The following is a 16090-nucleotide window of genomic DNA, read 5'->3' as shown; positions in this document are numbered from 1 at the left end:
CATCACCCTTTGTTGTTGTCAAGCAGTTGCTTTACCAGAGCGTGGCTTTTGTTGATCTGGCGCGGTCGGCTACCGTCGCTTGGGCCTACGATACCCGCCTCTTCCATCTGGTCTACAATACGCGCGGCCCTAGTATAGCCGAGCCGCATGCGCCTCTGCAACATGGACACCGAGGCTTGCCCGGTTTCGACAATGACGCGCACCGCATCTAGAAAACGATCGTCTTGCTCGCTGTCGCCTTCTGGAACGCTGTTATCGACATCGTCAAGAGCAGCGAGCCCGGGTGCATACACGGCTTCAGCCTGGGCTGAGACATGGTCTACGATTTTTTCAATTTCACGATTCGATACAAAAGCTCCTTGCACTCTCTTGGCCTTGCTCTGCCCCACAGGGAGGTAGAGCATATCTCCTCGGCCAAGCAATTTCTCGGCGCCTGACATATCGAGAATTACACGGGAGTCGGTGGCAGATGATACCGTGAAGGAAAGTCGGGAGGGGATATTGGCCTTGATAAGACCGGTGATCACGTCCGTAGAGGGCCGCTGTGTACCAATGACCAGGTGCATCCCGGCGGCCCTCGCCATTTGCGCGAGACGACAAATGGCATCTTCTACATCCGCCCTCGCCACCATCATCAAATCGGCCAGCTCATCGATGACGATGAGTAAGTAGGGCATGTGGTCGAGGTTTCGCTCGAGAGCCCTCTCGTTGTATCGCGCAATGTCGCGCACGCCAGCCTTCGCGAAGAGAGCGTACCTCTTTTCCATTTCTCCTGTGGCCCACTTCAGGGCATGGGCTGCTTTCTTAGGGTGATTTAATACGGGCGCAATAAGATGAGGTATACCGTTGTAGAGCGATAATTCCACTACTTTAGGGTCTATCAGCATCATCTTAACTTCGCTTGGCTTCGCCTTGTACAATACGCTAGAAATAATAGTATTTATACACACACTCTTGCCTGCACCCGTAGCACCAGCAATCAGCAAATGTGGCATCTGAGTCAGGTCGGCGATAATCGTCGTGCCCTCTATATCTTTGCCCAAAGCTACTGTCAAGGGTGATGTGCTGGCATTAAACTCGGTGCTCTCCACCACATCGCGCAAGAAGACGGAGCCCCTGGCCTTGTTAGGAACTTCGATGCCAATCGCCGCTTTGCCGGGGATGGGAGCCTCTATCCGCACGCCCTCACTGGCCAAGCTCATGGCCAAGTCATTGCTAAGGCCTGTAACTTTGCTAACCTTCGTGCCCGGAGATAAGTGCATTTCGTAACGGGTACAGGTAGGCCCTCTGGTGACTTCAACGACTTTAGCCCTCACGCCAAAATTAGCGAGCGTTTCTTCTAGGGTGCGAATATTGTCTTTTTCTTCTCGGCTGCCACGTACCACACTGGTGCGTAGGGCGCGGTTGAGAAGGTCAAGGTCTGGTAGCTGGTAATCCGAGAGGGGCAATTTTAGTTGCTCTATCTTGCCTGCGGGCAGCTCCTCTAGCACCACGGGCTGCGGTTTCGGCAGCGGCGTGGGCTCAGGGATATGTTCGTTTTCCGTGATATCTGACCACCCCTCGGGGGATGGTGGTAGGGCGACAGTCTTAGTGGCCACAGCGGGTCGCCGCTGTTTTCGTGCCAAGGACAGCGCTCCTTGCAGGGAGCCTAGTAGGCGCCGCACTACTGCCACTAAGGATACTCCCGTAACCCACAAGAGACCTAGCAGCACCGCCGTGACGACTACCACCCAGGCGCCAATTTCACCCACTAAGCTAACCATCAAGTTGCCGAGAAAGCCTCCCACTATGCCTCCACCGCCAGGAGTATTGTAACTATAGGGCAAATCGCGCCTAATCGCGGGAACCGCGAGGGCACTGGCCAAGAGTACGGCGGCGACAACTAGCACCATAAACCAGTGAATTCTGCGCGTGGCTTTCTTTCTTCCCGCTAAGGCCAGCACCCCAGTTAGCATGGCGCAGATCATGGTTACCACTGCCCCCACTCTGCCCAGCAAGCCCACAAGTATGACGCTCGCGAACCTGCCGACATGACCGGTGAGATCGGTCGCAAGCAAACTCAGTGCCAAGAACGCGGCCACAATGATCATAAGAACAGCGAGAATTTCGTTTGACAGACCCGTTTTGGCAGACGATGTCTTCTTTATGTTGCGCCTTGGCACAGTTTTCAACTCCCCACCCTCTTACTGGACAAAAATTATCGTCAAAACACCTACTGCCCACACATAGTAGGCAAAATACTGCAATTTGCCGCGCTTGAGCAGGGCCACTAAGTACCTAATGGCCACTACGCCAACAAGGGCCGACACCGCAATGCCAAGCAGCACATGAGAAAGAGGATGCGTGGCGTAATCGTTTAAGAGCTCGGGCGTTTTAAGCAGAGCTGCTCCCAACACTGCTGGTAAGGACAGCAAGAATGAAAGACGAGTCGCCGTATCCCTATCGAAATTCCTAAAGAGACCTGCGGCGATAGTTGTGCCAGAACGCGAAATACCAGGGGTGATGGCCAGCCCTTGCGCTAGTCCCACCCAGAGAGCATCGACAGGACCAATGTCCCGCATCTCTCTTTTTCCCTGCTTCATAGTGCCTATGACAAGAATAATGCCCGTTACTAGCAAGGCGTAGCCGATAAAACGTGGGCTAGCAAACAAAAGCTCAAAAGTGTCAGCAAAGAGAACCCCCAAGAGGCCGGTAGGCACACTGCCGACGACCAAGAGAAAAAGTAAGCGCCGATACGCTGCAGTCGCGGGACTCCGCCTATTGTAGGGGTCTAGTACGATACTAACTACCGCACGCAGCAAGCCAAAAATATCGTCCCAGAAAACGATGACCACCGAAATGAGGGTGCCAATATGGAGGGCCACCTCAAGAGATACTCCCGGCGACTCTACCCCTAGCAAGTACTGGGCGAGAACTAAGTGGCCGGAACTAGAAATAGGCAAGAACTCGGTCAGTCCCTGCACAATAGCCAAGAGTATAACAGCCCCCAGAGACAAAAAAACCTCCCCTTTCGCTACATGGATTATACCACAACGAGGGGCCCTTCGCTGCGGCAAAGAAAAGGGACTACCCAATTCCATAGGGCAGCCCTATTCCATATTACTACTACTACTACTACTACGTGTGGAGGGTAATGATGTTGCCGGGCGAAAAGGCCGGTAACAAAAAATCGCTAGGACTACTACTGAGTAACTGTATAATTTGGCAGGTCCTATCATCCATCGGCTGTACCAAGACTCTCTTGCCCAAGTAAACAACTTCTTCAGGATACTTAAGCGCTATGTTCTCGGCAAAAATTACTTCTGGTGGAACTATGGAGTAGATCATTCTGCACCTATATGACACATCTGGCGCAGCTTGCTAAGGGCCTGTGCCAGGCCACCCACATCATCAATGAGCCCTTCTTGTACGGCTTCTTTTCCTACAATCACCGTACCAATATCTCTGGCTAACTCCCCCGTCCTAAACATCAGTTCACGAAATCTCTCAGTGCTGATGCCGCTATTATTCACCACAAAGCGTACTACTCTCTCTTGCATTTTCTCTAAGTACTCAAATGTCTGTGGTACTCCGATGACCATCCCAGTCAAACGAATGGGGTGAATGGTCATGGTCGCCGTTTCAGCGATGAATGAATGTCCTGCCGCCACGGCAATGGGCACGCCGATGGAATGCCCACCCCCTAAGACTAGAGACACTGTTGGTTTAGACATGGTGGCCAGCATTTCTGCTATGGCCAGGCCGGCTTCGACATCTCCCCCCACGGTATTAAGAATGACCAGGAGCCCCAAGATTTTTGGGTTTTGCTCGATGGCCACTAGTTGTGGAATGATATGCTCGTACTTCGTCGTCTTGTTCTGAGGTGGCAGAATCATATGCCCCTCTATCTGTCCCACAATGGTCATGACGTGAAGACTACTCTCGGTTGATGGTAGACGCAGTTGACCAAACTCTTGTAGGGATGTAGAGGGAGGTGGAACAGCGGGTTTTACTTCTTCTTGTTCTTGACGCACAGCTCTTTCTCCGTTCTTTTCTTAGTCGACAGGCACCCCACGTCGACTCATTGATAGTGTGGCTATTCGAGCGGAGAAAATACCATGCTAAAGTTTACCAACTAATCGTAAGGACTCTTCCACTAAAGCCTTGTCCGCTACCGACATATCGTAGAGGGGCGGCCGAACCTCACCCGCCGGATAACAGAGGCGGTTTAGGGCCCACTTTAGGGGAATGGGGCTAGTCGTAGTAAAGAGTGCCTTGAACAAGGGCAAGAGATGGAGATGCGTTTTGCAGGCAGCATCAACTCTACCAGCGAAAAAGGCCTCTATCATGTCCTTCATCTCGCTGCCCACAATATGGGAGGACACGCTTACCACCCCTACCGCTCCGACAGAGAGCATGGGTAAAGTGAGAGAGTCGTCACCCGAATAAATAAGAAAACCCTCTCGCACCGAGCGGGCGATCTCGCTGACTTGGTCTAAGCTGCCACTAGCTTCTTTCACACCAATGAAGGCCTCTACCTGCGATAACTTCGCCACCGTGGCCGGCAGCATATTGCAACCGGTGCGCCCCGGCACATTGTAGAGGAGCACCGGTACATCTACGCTTTTCGCCACTGCGAGAAAGTGCTGGTAGAGACTGTCTTGAGGTGGCTTGTTGTAGTAGGGAGTCACGAGCATGATGCCATCCGCCCCATGTTGTATGGCCCGGCGCGAATTGGCGATAGTCTCCTTGGTGTCATTGGTACCCGTGCCCATAAGTACCTTTACGCGGCCGCGAGCCATCTTCTTTACGGTCTGTAAGAGAAAAGTCTTTTCATCCTGACTAAGTGTGGGCGATTCCCCTGTCGTGCCAGACACGACAATAGTGTCCGTCTTAGTCTGCACCAGATGTTCTACGACCACCCCAACGGCCTCGGCACTAATTTGGCCATCCTCACCAAAAGGCGTAATCATCGCGGTCATCAGTCGACCAAAATTCATGACTTTACCCCCCCCTACTCTACTCGATGTTAAGTTCAAATTGGTGATGCAAAGCCTGCACAGCTCTTTCCATGTCCTTCTCGTCGATAAGAACGGAGATAGTCAAGTAGGAGTCGCTCGTTTGCAAAATGCGCACCGCAGCTTCGCGCATGGCGGCTACCACCTTGGCCATGACCCCAGGTATGCCGCGCATACCTGTACCGATGACGCTCACCTTAGCGCAACCCGCTCTATGGTTAACTACCACAGGTAGATCGCGCAAGGCGTCTTGCACCTTCTCCACGGCCTCGGACTGCACGATGAATTTCTTTTCCGCGGGGCTCACGTTTATTAAGTCCACACTGACCACCGCTAGAGCTAAACGTCGAAAGATCTCATATTCCAAGGTACTATCATCGCTCGGAGTCGTGATAGTCACCTGTGATACCCCGGGCAAATGCGCGACTGCAGTTACCGCTCTGCCAATCTTTCTTTCAAAGAGAACGTTGTTAGCAATGACCGTACCCGCCGCCTCACTCAGCGTGCTCTTAATGATGAGGGGTATGTTGCGCTGCATGGCCAGTTCTACGGCTCGCGGATGAATGACCTTAGAACCTTGCGAGGCCATGTTAAAGACCTCAGAGTAGTCTAGGGTGTTGATGACGCGCGCGTCACGCACCACACGTGGGTCGGCCGTCATTATGCCGTCGACATCTGTGTAAATCTCAATGGCACTCGCGCCTAAGGCCACGCCTATGGCCGCGGCAGAAGTATCACTACCACCCCTGCCGAGCGTCGTGATATCACCATTGTCACTAGCGCCCTGAAAGCCTGCCACAACTGGCACTATACCCTGGGCAATGAGACTTCTCAAGTAGTCAGCTTTGACCGTAATAATGCGTGCGTCGCCAAAGGTCGCATCAGTAACAATGCCGGCCTGCCAGCCGGCCAAAGCTACAGCCTTTATTCTGGCCTGTCGCAAGCTAGTCGCCACTAGAGCGGCCGACATCAGTTCACCACAAGCCATCATGATGTCTAAATCGTGCTTATCGGGGACACCTGCTTGCTGCAGCAGGCCGATAAGAGTGTCTGTCGCATAGGGGTCCCCCTTGCGACCCATGGCCGATACCACCACGACGACGTCGTAGAGGGCCCTGCCCTCTACGACCTTCTGGATAACTTTCTGCCGCAACTCTGCTGTGGCAACTGAGGTACCGCCAAACTTCTGTACTATAATGCCCATAATGACCTCCAATCTTCATGGCCGAAGCGAGTAAACTATGTGCCGCGGAGCACCGGGGAGAGCTGCAGACCACGCAAAGCATGTTCTACCGCATCTGGTATGAGGTTCATATGCGCTACTAGGGAATTCTGTTTGAACTCGGGGTTATCCTGTGAGAACGGAACGAAAAACACGTTTTTGCTATTTAGGAGTTTGCCTATATTGACGGCATTGAGGCCTAAGCCATCATTGGTTGATACCGCGATTAGCACGGGCCTCATATTGCGTAAGTGCGCCTTAACGGCCATCGTCACTACACTATCGGTGATGGCATTAGCTATTTTACCAAGCGAGTTGCCGGTGCAAGGGGCAACCACTAAAAGATCTAGCAGTTTACCTGGGCCGATAGGTTCTGCTTGCACAATAGTTTCGATTATAGCATGCGCCCGAGAGACTTCTAGTATTTTCTCCTTCCACATGGCAGCTTGACCAAACTTAGTGTCGGAGGTGGCTGCATTTTCGCTCATAATGGGGATTACTTGGGCGCCACGAGCGGTGAGCTCCCGTATTTCAGGTAGTACAGACGAAAAGGTGCAGTAGGACGCCGTCAAAGCGAAACCAATACGCTTAGCTATCATTTTACCTCTCCTTCGCCATGTTTTCCACTATGAGTCGAGGCAGCACGGCGCCGAGAATTCGCCCTGCGGTCTCCGGCACACATTTACCGGGTAGTCCTGGGGCTAGCACCGCGACACGCTTTAGCTCCTTAGCCACGCTGTAGTCAACCCCCCCGGGCCTAGAGGCAATATCGATGACGATCACTTTGGGCTGTGAGACCAAGAGCAGCTCGCGACCCACTATGACGGCAGGTACCGTGTTAAAAACTAGGTCCATGCGCGAGAACGTCTCAACCAGTTCCACTTGAGAAACCTTTATGAACCCAAGCGCAATAGCTCGTGCCAAATCGCCGTTTTGTCTTGCATAGACATAAGTCTCGGCGCCCATGTTGCGCAAAAGGTGTGCTAGAATCGTCCCACACCTCCCAAAGCCTATGACTAGCGCCTTGCTATGATGAATCGTCTTCTGCGCTAACTCTTGCGCTAGGCGCACAGCTCCTTCAGCTGTCGGAACCGCATTGAGGTAGGCTAGTTCATCATCTTCACCAATTTCGACTAAGTTCCAGCCGTAATCAGCAGCCAGTAAACGCAATGTAGGCCCGGCTACCCCCGTTAAGACCAAGAGACCTCGTGCCTGATACTCACCGACTAGCGACAGGGGCTCATTACAGAAACTGCTTTTCACAGAGCCGTCTTCATCACAGCCTTGCATGGGCAGCACTAGGGCGTGGCACTCGTGCACCGCCCGCTCTAGGCTACAATGCACCATGTCTAGGGTGGGCGGTAGCTTCTCGAGACCTACTCCATACAACCTGGCCCCTTGGGAGATGAGACCTTGGAGGCAATGCTCGACTCGCAAATCACCGCCTACCAGGGCAATGCAGAGACCGGCTAGAGTGGTAGCCACATTCATCCTCCTCTACAGCTACTTCAACATCACTATATGTGCTGCGGGCTGTAGGGGTGAAAAAAAAGAGTCTCTGCAAGTAGCTCAGAGACTTCGTTTGCCCATGTCAATAATAATCATGTCTTGGCCTATTTTCTTGACTGCTGTCCACGAGAGAATGCTCTCATTCTGCCCTCTAGCGAGGCCGAAAAGACCACGCTTGCAGACCACTAGAGACAATATTTTACCCGTGCGCCCATTGATAACTAGGTCGCTGTCTCCTAGGAGCCCTAGTCTGGAGCCATCAAAGGTGTTGATGATCTCTTTTCCGGCTAGCTCACTGAACTTCACTTCCTTCACCTCATCTATGTCTATGATGAGATGACTGTGCTTAGAAGGCAGCGTGAAGTGTGGCACTGAGATCAGGTAGATCCTTGGTTGGTCCTAAGGCACAGATAGTACTGCTACCCATCTTGAGTAAACGCTCTGCCAATCTTTGGATGTCATCGGGAGTAACGGCCTCAATCTTGTTGACGATTTCTAAAGTCGGGGTAACCTCCCCTACCAAGAGGAGCCCGCGCCCCATACGACTCATGCGATTTGCCGTGCTCTCTAGCCCCATGACTATGGCGCCTTTAACCTGTTCACGCGCTCGCGCTAGCTCGGCGGCACTGACAAGGCCATTTTTCATGGCCTTAAGCTCACCGCCAATTGCCGTAACGAGTTGTTCGGCATTGCGCGGCGAGAGTCCGGCATAGATGCCGTAATATCCATTCTCTACAAAAGACGCACTGTAGGAATAAATATTGTAGGCTAGCCCCATCTCTTCCCTAACGAGCTGAAAAAGGCGCGAAGACATGCCTGCTCCCAAGATGTTGTTTAGCATGCTCAAGGTGTAGATGTCCTCGTGTTGCCAGGCTAGGCCCGGAAACCCCAAGCAAATGTGCAATTGTTCGGTAGGCTTATCAACAAAGCAGGAGCGCTCTGAGTAGGCGGTAGCCGTGGCGGGAGAAGCGTCGCCACCCTGCTCACCATCGAGTTTGAGTTTTTCTTCCACTAGTTCTACGAGCTGTTGATGAAGAAGATTTCCGGCTGCCGTGATAACAATGTTGCGCGGCTGGTAATGCCTCCGATAGAAATCCCAACATTTCTCACGATTGAGGGCCATGATACTTTCCTTGTTGCCTAAAATCGGCAGACCCAGGGGATGATGCGGCCATATCGTGGTTGCCAAGTAGTCGTGAATGAGTTCGTCAGGCGTGTCCTCGTAAAGAGCTATCTCTTCAAGTACAATCTGTTTCTCTTTTTCCACGTCGCTAACCGAGAGCTTAGGTGCGCTTAACATATTGCTAAGTACATCTACCGCTAAGCCCAAATGCTCCTTGAGCACTTTAACATAGAAACAAGTATATTCCTTGGTAGTGTAGGCATTGAGCTCGCCACCCACGTTATCAATGGCCTCCACGATGTCACGCGCGCTACGCTCCTGGCTTCCTTTAAAAAACAAGTGCTCTAAAAAATGCGACAAACCCTGCTCAGACTCTCCCTCGTAGAGGGTACCACAGCGCACCCAAAATCCGAGGGCCACAGTGTCAACATGGGGAATGTGTTCGCTCGCCACAACTATGCCTGCTTTGTTCTTGCTGATCTCCATCAAAATCCCTCTATTCAAGCCATTCATTCTATTTTTCCAAACACTTCCAAGCACATCTACTAGGGTAGAGGCGAAAGCAGCTCACCTAGGGTCACCAAGGCAAAACCCTTCTGCTTAAGCAGAGGAATCATGATACGCAGTGCGCGCGGGGTATCCCTAGCGGGATGCATTAAGACGATAGCGCCATTGTGGGCTCGCGGCACGATGCGCCGAACGATTTGGTCTGCCCCTTGGCGCATCCAATCCGCAGTGTCCAAGCTGCAGAGCACCGTCTGATACCCGAGTGCCGCTGCGGCTTGTATGACTTCCTGGTCGAAATCATTGTAGGACGGGCTGAAGAAGCGAATTTCTAGTGGCCCTACGGCCGCGACGATGGCTGCCGTCGTGCGCAAAATTTCGTCCTTGATCTTTTCGCTGCTCTGCTGCGACAAGTGCAGGTCAGAGTAAGCATGGTTTGCTAGTTCGTGTCCACGCCTATATACTTCCCTAACTAATTCAGGGTATTTACTGACCCAACGCCCGACCAAGAAAAATGTCTTCTGCAGCTTGTAGTAATCCAAAATATCGAGAATTTCGCTCAGTTCTTCATTTCCCCAGGCTACATTGATGACGAAAGCAATCTTTCTTTTGTCTGGGTTGCCCTGAAAAATAGGTAGCTCGAGCGAAGGCTCGCTAGGCAGGACCGGGCGAAAAACATAGTCACAACTGGTTTGCGGCAAGGCCCCTAGGCAGTGCGCTAGAGTGGCGGCGATATCTAGCTCGCGGCCAGCCAGCCCTGGGATGACCCCGCGCTGTACCTTGTCATAACTTGGCTCAACTGGCGCGCTAAAAAGCTGTGGCTGAACGCTCTCTAAGTGCGCTTCTAGCTCCATTTCAGTCCAGCCCGCAATCTCCATGCCCGCTAAAGTCACTCCTTTGGCTACCCGGGCCACAGGAATGGCTGTGCTAGGCCGAAGGGCTTGGAGCAAGAGCGCACAAAGCAGCACCACAACAACTAGGGTTACTTTGTTTTTCACCGGCAACCCTCCCCACTCTATACTCTAATGTATATGTGGGTGGCGCCAAAAAAATAAAGAGCATTGCCAGGGCAACGCTCCCATATCCCTAGGCTTGTCCTTGCGGTCCACCATTAGATTGTGGCGATAACAGCTCTTTTCGTGAGGCATCAATGCGTCCCTGACGGTCTACGCCAATGACTTTGACCTGTATTTCATCGCCAATGTTGACCACGTCTTCCGTTCTCGCGACCCGACCGTGCGAGAGTTGTGAAATGTGGACTAAGGCTTCTTTTCCAGGCATAAGCTCGACAAAAGCGCCGTACTTTTCTACGCGGGTTACACGACCATTGTAAATCTCGCCAATGCCCATTTCGCGCGTCAAATCTTCGATGATTCTCCTGGCTTTCATGCCTTGTGCCGCATCAACCGCAGCGATAAAAACCCTACCATCATCTTCAATATCGATTTTGACATTCGTCTCAGCAATGATTTTGTTAATCATTTTGCCACCGGGGCCAATGACATCTTTGATCTTGTCTACCGGTATGGAAATGGTCAACATGCGTGGGGCAAAAGCGGAGAGATCTGGGCGTGGTTCTTTAATGGTCTCTTGCATCTTGTGCAGGATATGCATACGGCCAGTATGTGCCTCGGCCAAAGATTCGGTGAGAATGTCTTTGTCTAAGCCCGCCACCTTCACGTCCATTTGCAGCGCGGTGATGCCCTTGGCTGTGCCGGCCACCTTGAAATCCATATCGCCGAGATGGTCTTCCATCCCTTGAATATCAGAAAGAACTACATGACGCTGCCCATCGGTGATAAGACCCATGGCGATACCAGCCACAGGCGCCTTAATAGGCACACCAGCCTCCATGAGCGCCAAGGTGCTGCCGCAAACGCTCGCCTGCGAAGTGGAACCGTTAGATTCTAAAACCTCGCTGACCACGCGAATAGTGTAGGGGAACTCTTCTTCAGAAGGTATCATCGGCAGGAGCGCGCGCTCTGCCAAGGCGCCATGCCCAATGTCCCGCCGCGAGGTGCCGCGCTGTGGGCGCACTTCACCAACACTGTAGGCAGGGAAATTGTAGTGATGCAAGTACCTCTTCGACTCATCAAGGCCAAGGTCATCAATAATCTGTATATCCCCTCTAGTGCCGAGGGTGACAACAGAGAGAACCTGCGTCTGACCGCGTGTGAACAAGCCAGAGCCGTGAGTGCGCGGCAGGACACCGACTTCGCATGTTATCAGACGAATTTCGCGCGGTTTCCTACCATCTGGTCTCTCGGCATAAGCGAGAATGCGTTCGCGCACAATATTCTTCACTATATCGTGCAGAACCTCGCTGACGAGTTTTCCTTGACCAGGAAAAAGCTCGCTGAATTTGAGTTTGGCTTCGCTCATAACTGCGGCAATCGCGTCCTCGCGGGACAGTTTATCGGCAACCATGACGGCCTGCTCGAGGGGAAGAGCAGCATAATCTTCCACAGCTACACGAAGTGCCTCTGGCACTTCAAACAGGGAAACGGACAATTTGGGTACGCCGTGCGCTTCTTGCATGGTCTCGATAAGGGCGATGATGCGCTTAATTTCCTCATGTCCGGCCATGATAGCTTCTATCATCTGCGCTTCGCTAACTTCCAGAGCGCCAGCTTCGACCATCATGATAGCGTCTTTTGTGCCCGCGACCACCAAGTGGATCAGACTTTTACTGGATTGTTCGATAGTGGGGTTGATTATGTACTGCCCGTCGACCAAGCCGACAATCACTCCGGCAATTGGTCCGGAAAAGGGAATGTTGGAGATGGACAGTGCGGCGGATGCGCCAACCATGGCGGCAATTTCGGGGGGGTTATTCTGGTCAACTGACAGAACTGTGGCAACGACTTGCACGTCATTGCGAAAACCCTCCGGAAAAAGAGGACGCAGCGGGCGATCAATAAGTCTGGCCGCCAAAGTTGCCTTCTCGCCAGGACGCCCTTCCCGACGCAAGAAACCACCGGGTATTCTACCCACAGCATAGAGGCGCTCTTCGTAATCCACTAGTAGGGGGAAGAAGTCAATGCCCTCTCGCGGTGAACGGGACATGGTGGCTGTCACCAACACAGAGGTATGGCCGTAGTTCACTAATACGGCGCCGTTGGCCTGTTTAGCCAAGCGACCTGTCTCTAAGGTCATAGTTCGTCCTGCGATGGATATGGAGTACTGGTTCATGCTCTACCTCCTTTAGCTTAGTATGCCAAATCGAACTAAAAAGAAAAGCGGGCGACCCCGCTTTGCTCTTTAGCGTATTCCTAGCTGCTCCTTAATGGCGCGGAAACGTTCCACATCCTTGGCCTGCAGATAATTCAATAGGCGACGGCGTTGTCCAACCATTTTGTACAAACCACGCCTTGAGTGATGGTCTTTGGAGTGCATCTTCAAATGAGTTGTTAACTCAGTAATGCGGTTCGTCAAAATCGCAATCTGCACTTCAGCCGAACCTGTGTCGGACTCATGAAGGCGATACTGATCGATGATGCCGCGTTTTTGTTCTTGGTTGATGCTCATATACTTCACCTCCTCATAATATTCTCCCCTGGCCACGTAATCCGGCGGAGGAGTCGGAAAACCCAGCCAAAGGCTACGTTTTATTCTAGCACTTTAGGTTCTCTGGTGCAAGGTATAGACAGAGGCGTCGGCGATGTCTTTAGCAATTTGCAGGCGCAACGACTCCTGATCTGCAAAGCGGCTTTCGGGCCGCAAGTAGTGGAGGAGCTCTACTTCTAGTTCTTGCCCATAGAGATCGGGCGTGGGAGAGAAGAAGTGCACTTCCAAGGTAGTGCTAGCTTGGGGAAAGGTGGGGCGCTTACCCAAATTAGCGACTCCGTAGCCCAATTCACGCGAGAAAACGGCATAAACCCCGGAAGGTGGTAGTACTTGTTCAGGTAGAAAATGCACATTAGCGGTAGGGAAACCGAGTGTGCGTCCGCGACCATCGCCTGTGCCCACTGCACCCTGCAAAGCAAAGACCCTGCCGAGACAAGCGGTGATGCTGGCAAAATTACCCGCTAGGATGTCCTGCCTGACTCGCGTACTGCTGACTATGGCCCCGTCGACAAAAACCGGTGGCACTTCCACCACGCTAAAAGAATGTCTCTCCCCGAGCGTTCGCAAGATCTCTACATTTCCTTGTGCCGCATGTCCAAATCTGTAGTTAAACCCCGCCACAACTGTAGCTTTAGGAAAGGACCTAAGGAGCACTTCGTGCACAAACTGCTCAGGACTTAAGGAAGCAAACTCCGCTGTAAAGGGATGCTCAATGAGCAAATCCAGGCCACACTCGGCGATTAAACGGGCTCTCTGCTGCCTCGTAGTGATAGAACCGACTTGGTTCCTGCCTACCATAGCCCCCGGGTGGGGATAAAAAGTGAAGACTACTGACAAACCCTGTCTTTGTCTAGCCACCTCACAGGTCTTCTTAAAGATAGCTTGATGCCCAAGATGGACGCCGTCAAAGGTTCCTAGGCAGACAGCGCCAATTTTCATGGACTGATCTAATGCTGATATCAACAAAGCAGTTCTACCTCCTGCACCATGACCTTGGTCGGGGACAATATTCCCGCTGCTACTTTTCCCAGACCTATAAACAGTGGTCCACAATAGACTGGGCATTCCACGACATCCCCATGAACCACGGCTAGGCGTTGACCATGCACAAATTGTTTGGCTGTAGGTAAGCATAGGTCTACGCGCGGAAAAGCTGCGAGCAACTTATCTATCGGGATTAGGTAGCGATAGGGGTCTTCGGCGAGACGGGCAAGCATAACACTATCTTCGGCAGCAAAAGGCCCGCTTCTCACTCGCCACAGCCTGCCCATGCACGCGGGCAAGTGCAAAATACGACCGATATCATAGCAAAGCGAGCGCACGTATGTCCCCTTAGAACAGGTGATGTCAAGCATGGCGATCGACAAACTCTGTTCACGGCGCAATTCACCGAGCACAATGCTTTGCACATGTACAATGCGGGGCGGAACTTCGATCGTCTCTCCGCGCCGCGCTAACTCATACAACTTCTGGCCCTTAACTTTAATGGCCGAATACATGGGGGGAACCTGTTCTTGCCTGCCGACAAAGAGCGGCAAAACCTGCCCTATGGCGCTAGCTGCAATAGAGGATGCCTCGGCCGTCGCGAGCGTTGTTCCCGAGGTGTCATAGGTGTCTGTCGCTCGCCCTAGCACTAGTTCGGCACGATACACTTTTGTATCCCCCTCAACAAGGGGGATGAGGCGCGTCGCCTTGCCTACGGCTAAGGGTAAAACTCCCCTAGCGGCAGGGTCAAGCGTCCCCATATGCCCAATCGCTCGCACACCGAAGATACGGCGCACTTGATTGACGACCGCATGGGAGGTCAACCCTTCTTCTTTATAGAGGTTTATAAAGCCGTCAGTCACAGCCAAGCACTCGCAGAACTCTCTCTAAAACTACTTCTCGTGCCGCGTCGATGCCATAGGCCAGGGTAGCCCCCGCCGCCGCACGATGGCCACCCCCACCAAGAGTCTCCGCCACACCGCTCACATCAATCTGACCTTTGGCGCGCAGACTAACCTTAGTAATTTGGGGAGCCATTTCCTTGAGCAAGATAGCGACTTGGACCCCCGGAACAGCTCGCGCATAATCGACCATGTCCTCGACTTCATCGGCTTGTACCCCGCATTGCCTAGCGACGTCAAAAGAAACCATAATCAGGGCAATTCTACCCCCGCCGTGCAGGGTCAAGGTATGAAGAGCATGGCGCAGTAAGCAGAGTTCACCAAGACTCTTACGCTCTAGTGCCTGCTCCGTCACGAGTCTAGCGTCAGCGCCCCACTCTAGCAAGTTAGCCGCATCCCTAAAGAGTGCTGGCGTGGTGTTGCTGTGACGGAAAAACCCTGTATCGGCAGTGAGCGAGGCATAAAGACAAGTAGCCGTCCCCCCGTCCACCTGCCAATGTGCATGTTCTACCAAGCGTAAAATTTGCTGCCCTGTGGCGCTACTGTCCTCATCAACCCAAGACTTTCCCCAGGTTCCTCTGTTCGATACATGGTGATCAATATTTACCACGGTGAGCCCCGTAACATAAGTTTCAGGCAAGCCTGTCCGCACCAGGTCACCGCAGTCAACAACGACCAAGCAATCGACTTCGCGCGGAAGCTGCCCCACCTCAGTAATTAAGGGGGCATAGCGCAGTAAGAACTCATAGCGAGGTGGTATGCGATCTAGGCAAGCCACCTGCGTCTCCTTGCCTAACTGACGGAGGAGGCGCGCGAAGGCGATAGAAGAGCCTAAAGAGTCGCCATCAGGAGCGATATGCCCCACGACCAAGAGCTTTTCTGCCTTGTTGATCAGTGAAACAATCTCGCCTAGTGTGGAGTTACTTGTTTTCACGCTCAATATCCTTCAACAGCTTGTTAATGTGTGCGCCGTGTTCGATCGACTCATCAAGGCGAAAGATTATCTCTGGAGTGTGACGCATCTTGATACGCTTGCCAATCTCGGTGCGCACGAAGCCAGTGGCGCTCTCTAGGGCCTCTAGAGTGGCCCTTTTTTCATCCTCGCTCCCCAGGACGGAAACAAAAGCCTTGACATGCCTATGGTCACCAGACAGCTCAACACTAGTTACGGTGGCAAAGCCGAGGCGAGGGTCCTTAAGCAAGCGCAAAATAGCGCTTAGCTCTTCTTTCACTTGCCCCTTGATGCGTTCAGTGCGAAATTGGGACATTACACGTTCCCCCT

General features: G+C 52.6%; 17 protein-coding genes. All 17 read right to left on the bottom strand.

What is annotated here, in order from left to right; all coding sequences use genetic code 11:
* Positions 1–2: 2 nt before the first annotated feature.
* Positions 3–1763 (bottom strand): DNA translocase FtsK, encoded by a 1761-nt coding sequence (locus KGZ92_05310; protein MBS3888706.1) that lies wholly within the window; start codon positions 1761–1763, stop codon positions 3–5.
* A gap of 420 nt (positions 1764–2183) precedes the next feature.
* Positions 2184–2996 carry an undecaprenyl-diphosphate phosphatase gene (locus KGZ92_05305; protein MBS3888705.1) on the bottom strand — a complete coding sequence of 271 codons (813 nt, stop codon included), beginning with the start codon at positions 2994–2996 and terminating at the stop codon, positions 2184–2186.
* Positions 2997–3117: 121 nt separating this feature from the next.
* On the bottom strand, positions 3118–3327 hold the full coding sequence (locus KGZ92_05300; GenBank protein MBS3888704.1) for a YlzJ-like family protein: 210 nt from the start codon (positions 3325–3327) through the stop codon (positions 3118–3120).
* Positions 3324–3905 (bottom strand): ATP-dependent Clp protease proteolytic subunit, encoded by a 582-nt coding sequence (locus KGZ92_05295; GenBank protein ID MBS3888703.1) that lies wholly within the window; start codon positions 3903–3905, stop codon positions 3324–3326. Before KGZ92_05295 ends, KGZ92_05300 begins: the two co-directional genes overlap by 4 nt.
* Before the next feature lie 195 nt (positions 3906–4100).
* The gene (dapA, locus tag KGZ92_05290) at positions 4101–4979 is read right to left on the bottom strand and encodes a 4-hydroxy-tetrahydrodipicolinate synthase (protein MBS3888702.1); all 879 of its coding nucleotides are present in this window, start codon (positions 4977–4979) and stop codon (positions 4101–4103) included.
* Positions 4980–4998: 19 nt separating this feature from the next.
* Positions 4999–6201, bottom strand: coding sequence for an aspartate kinase (gene dapG, locus KGZ92_05285; GenBank protein ID MBS3888701.1), 1203 nt, complete (start codon positions 6199–6201; stop codon positions 4999–5001).
* A gap of 35 nt (positions 6202–6236) precedes the next feature.
* Positions 6237–6818, bottom strand: coding sequence for a dipicolinate synthase subunit B (locus tag KGZ92_05280; GenBank protein ID MBS3888700.1), 582 nt, complete (start codon positions 6816–6818; stop codon positions 6237–6239).
* 1 nt (position 6819) lies between these two features.
* On the bottom strand, positions 6820–7704 hold the full coding sequence (dpsA, locus tag KGZ92_05275) for a dipicolinate synthase subunit DpsA (GenBank protein MBS3888699.1): 885 nt from the start codon (positions 7702–7704) through the stop codon (positions 6820–6822).
* Between the two features lie 84 nt (positions 7705–7788).
* A complete protein-coding gene (locus KGZ92_05270; GenBank protein MBS3888698.1) occupies positions 7789–8034 on the bottom strand; it encodes a YlmC/YmxH family sporulation protein in 246 nt (81 codons plus the stop codon).
* 40 nt (positions 8035–8074) lie between these two features.
* Positions 8075–9337 carry an insulinase family protein gene (locus tag KGZ92_05265; GenBank protein MBS3888697.1) on the bottom strand — a complete coding sequence of 421 codons (1263 nt, stop codon included), beginning with the start codon at positions 9335–9337 and terminating at the stop codon, positions 8075–8077.
* A 59-nt stretch (positions 9338–9396) separates the two neighbouring features.
* Positions 9397–10353, bottom strand: coding sequence for a polysaccharide deacetylase family protein (locus KGZ92_05260; protein ID MBS3888696.1), 957 nt, complete (start codon positions 10351–10353; stop codon positions 9397–9399).
* 88 nt (positions 10354–10441) lie between these two features.
* The gene (locus tag KGZ92_05255) at positions 10442–12547 is read right to left on the bottom strand and encodes a polyribonucleotide nucleotidyltransferase (protein ID MBS3888695.1); all 2106 of its coding nucleotides are present in this window, start codon (positions 12545–12547) and stop codon (positions 10442–10444) included.
* 69 nt (positions 12548–12616) lie between these two features.
* Positions 12617–12883 carry a 30S ribosomal protein S15 gene (gene rpsO / locus KGZ92_05250; protein MBS3888694.1) on the bottom strand — a complete coding sequence of 89 codons (267 nt, stop codon included), beginning with the start codon at positions 12881–12883 and terminating at the stop codon, positions 12617–12619.
* 93 nt (positions 12884–12976) lie between these two features.
* Complete coding sequence (ribF, locus tag KGZ92_05245; GenBank protein MBS3888693.1) at positions 12977–13888, bottom strand: riboflavin biosynthesis protein RibF; 912 nt, start codon at positions 13886–13888, stop codon at positions 12977–12979.
* Complete coding sequence (truB, locus tag KGZ92_05240) at positions 13882–14769, bottom strand: tRNA pseudouridine(55) synthase TruB (protein ID MBS3888692.1); 888 nt, start codon at positions 14767–14769, stop codon at positions 13882–13884. The genes ribF and truB overlap by 7 nt, the downstream gene beginning before the upstream one ends.
* Entirely contained in the window at positions 14762–15742 is a 981-nt protein-coding gene (locus tag KGZ92_05235) for a bifunctional oligoribonuclease/PAP phosphatase NrnA (GenBank protein ID MBS3888691.1), read from the bottom strand. The genes truB and KGZ92_05235 overlap by 8 nt, the downstream gene beginning before the upstream one ends.
* Complete coding sequence (gene rbfA, locus KGZ92_05230) at positions 15729–16076, bottom strand: 30S ribosome-binding factor RbfA (GenBank protein ID MBS3888690.1); 348 nt, start codon at positions 16074–16076, stop codon at positions 15729–15731. Before rbfA ends, KGZ92_05235 begins: the two co-directional genes overlap by 14 nt.
* Between the last annotated feature and the right edge of the window lie 14 nt (positions 16077–16090).

The sequence above is a fragment of the Bacillota bacterium genome, assembly GCA_018333655.1.
Taxonomy (GTDB): domain Bacteria; phylum Bacillota; class UBA994; order UBA994; family UBA994; genus BS524.
Note: the sequence above shows the minus strand (reverse complement) of the source record. Positions and strands in the feature narration are given on the sequence as shown.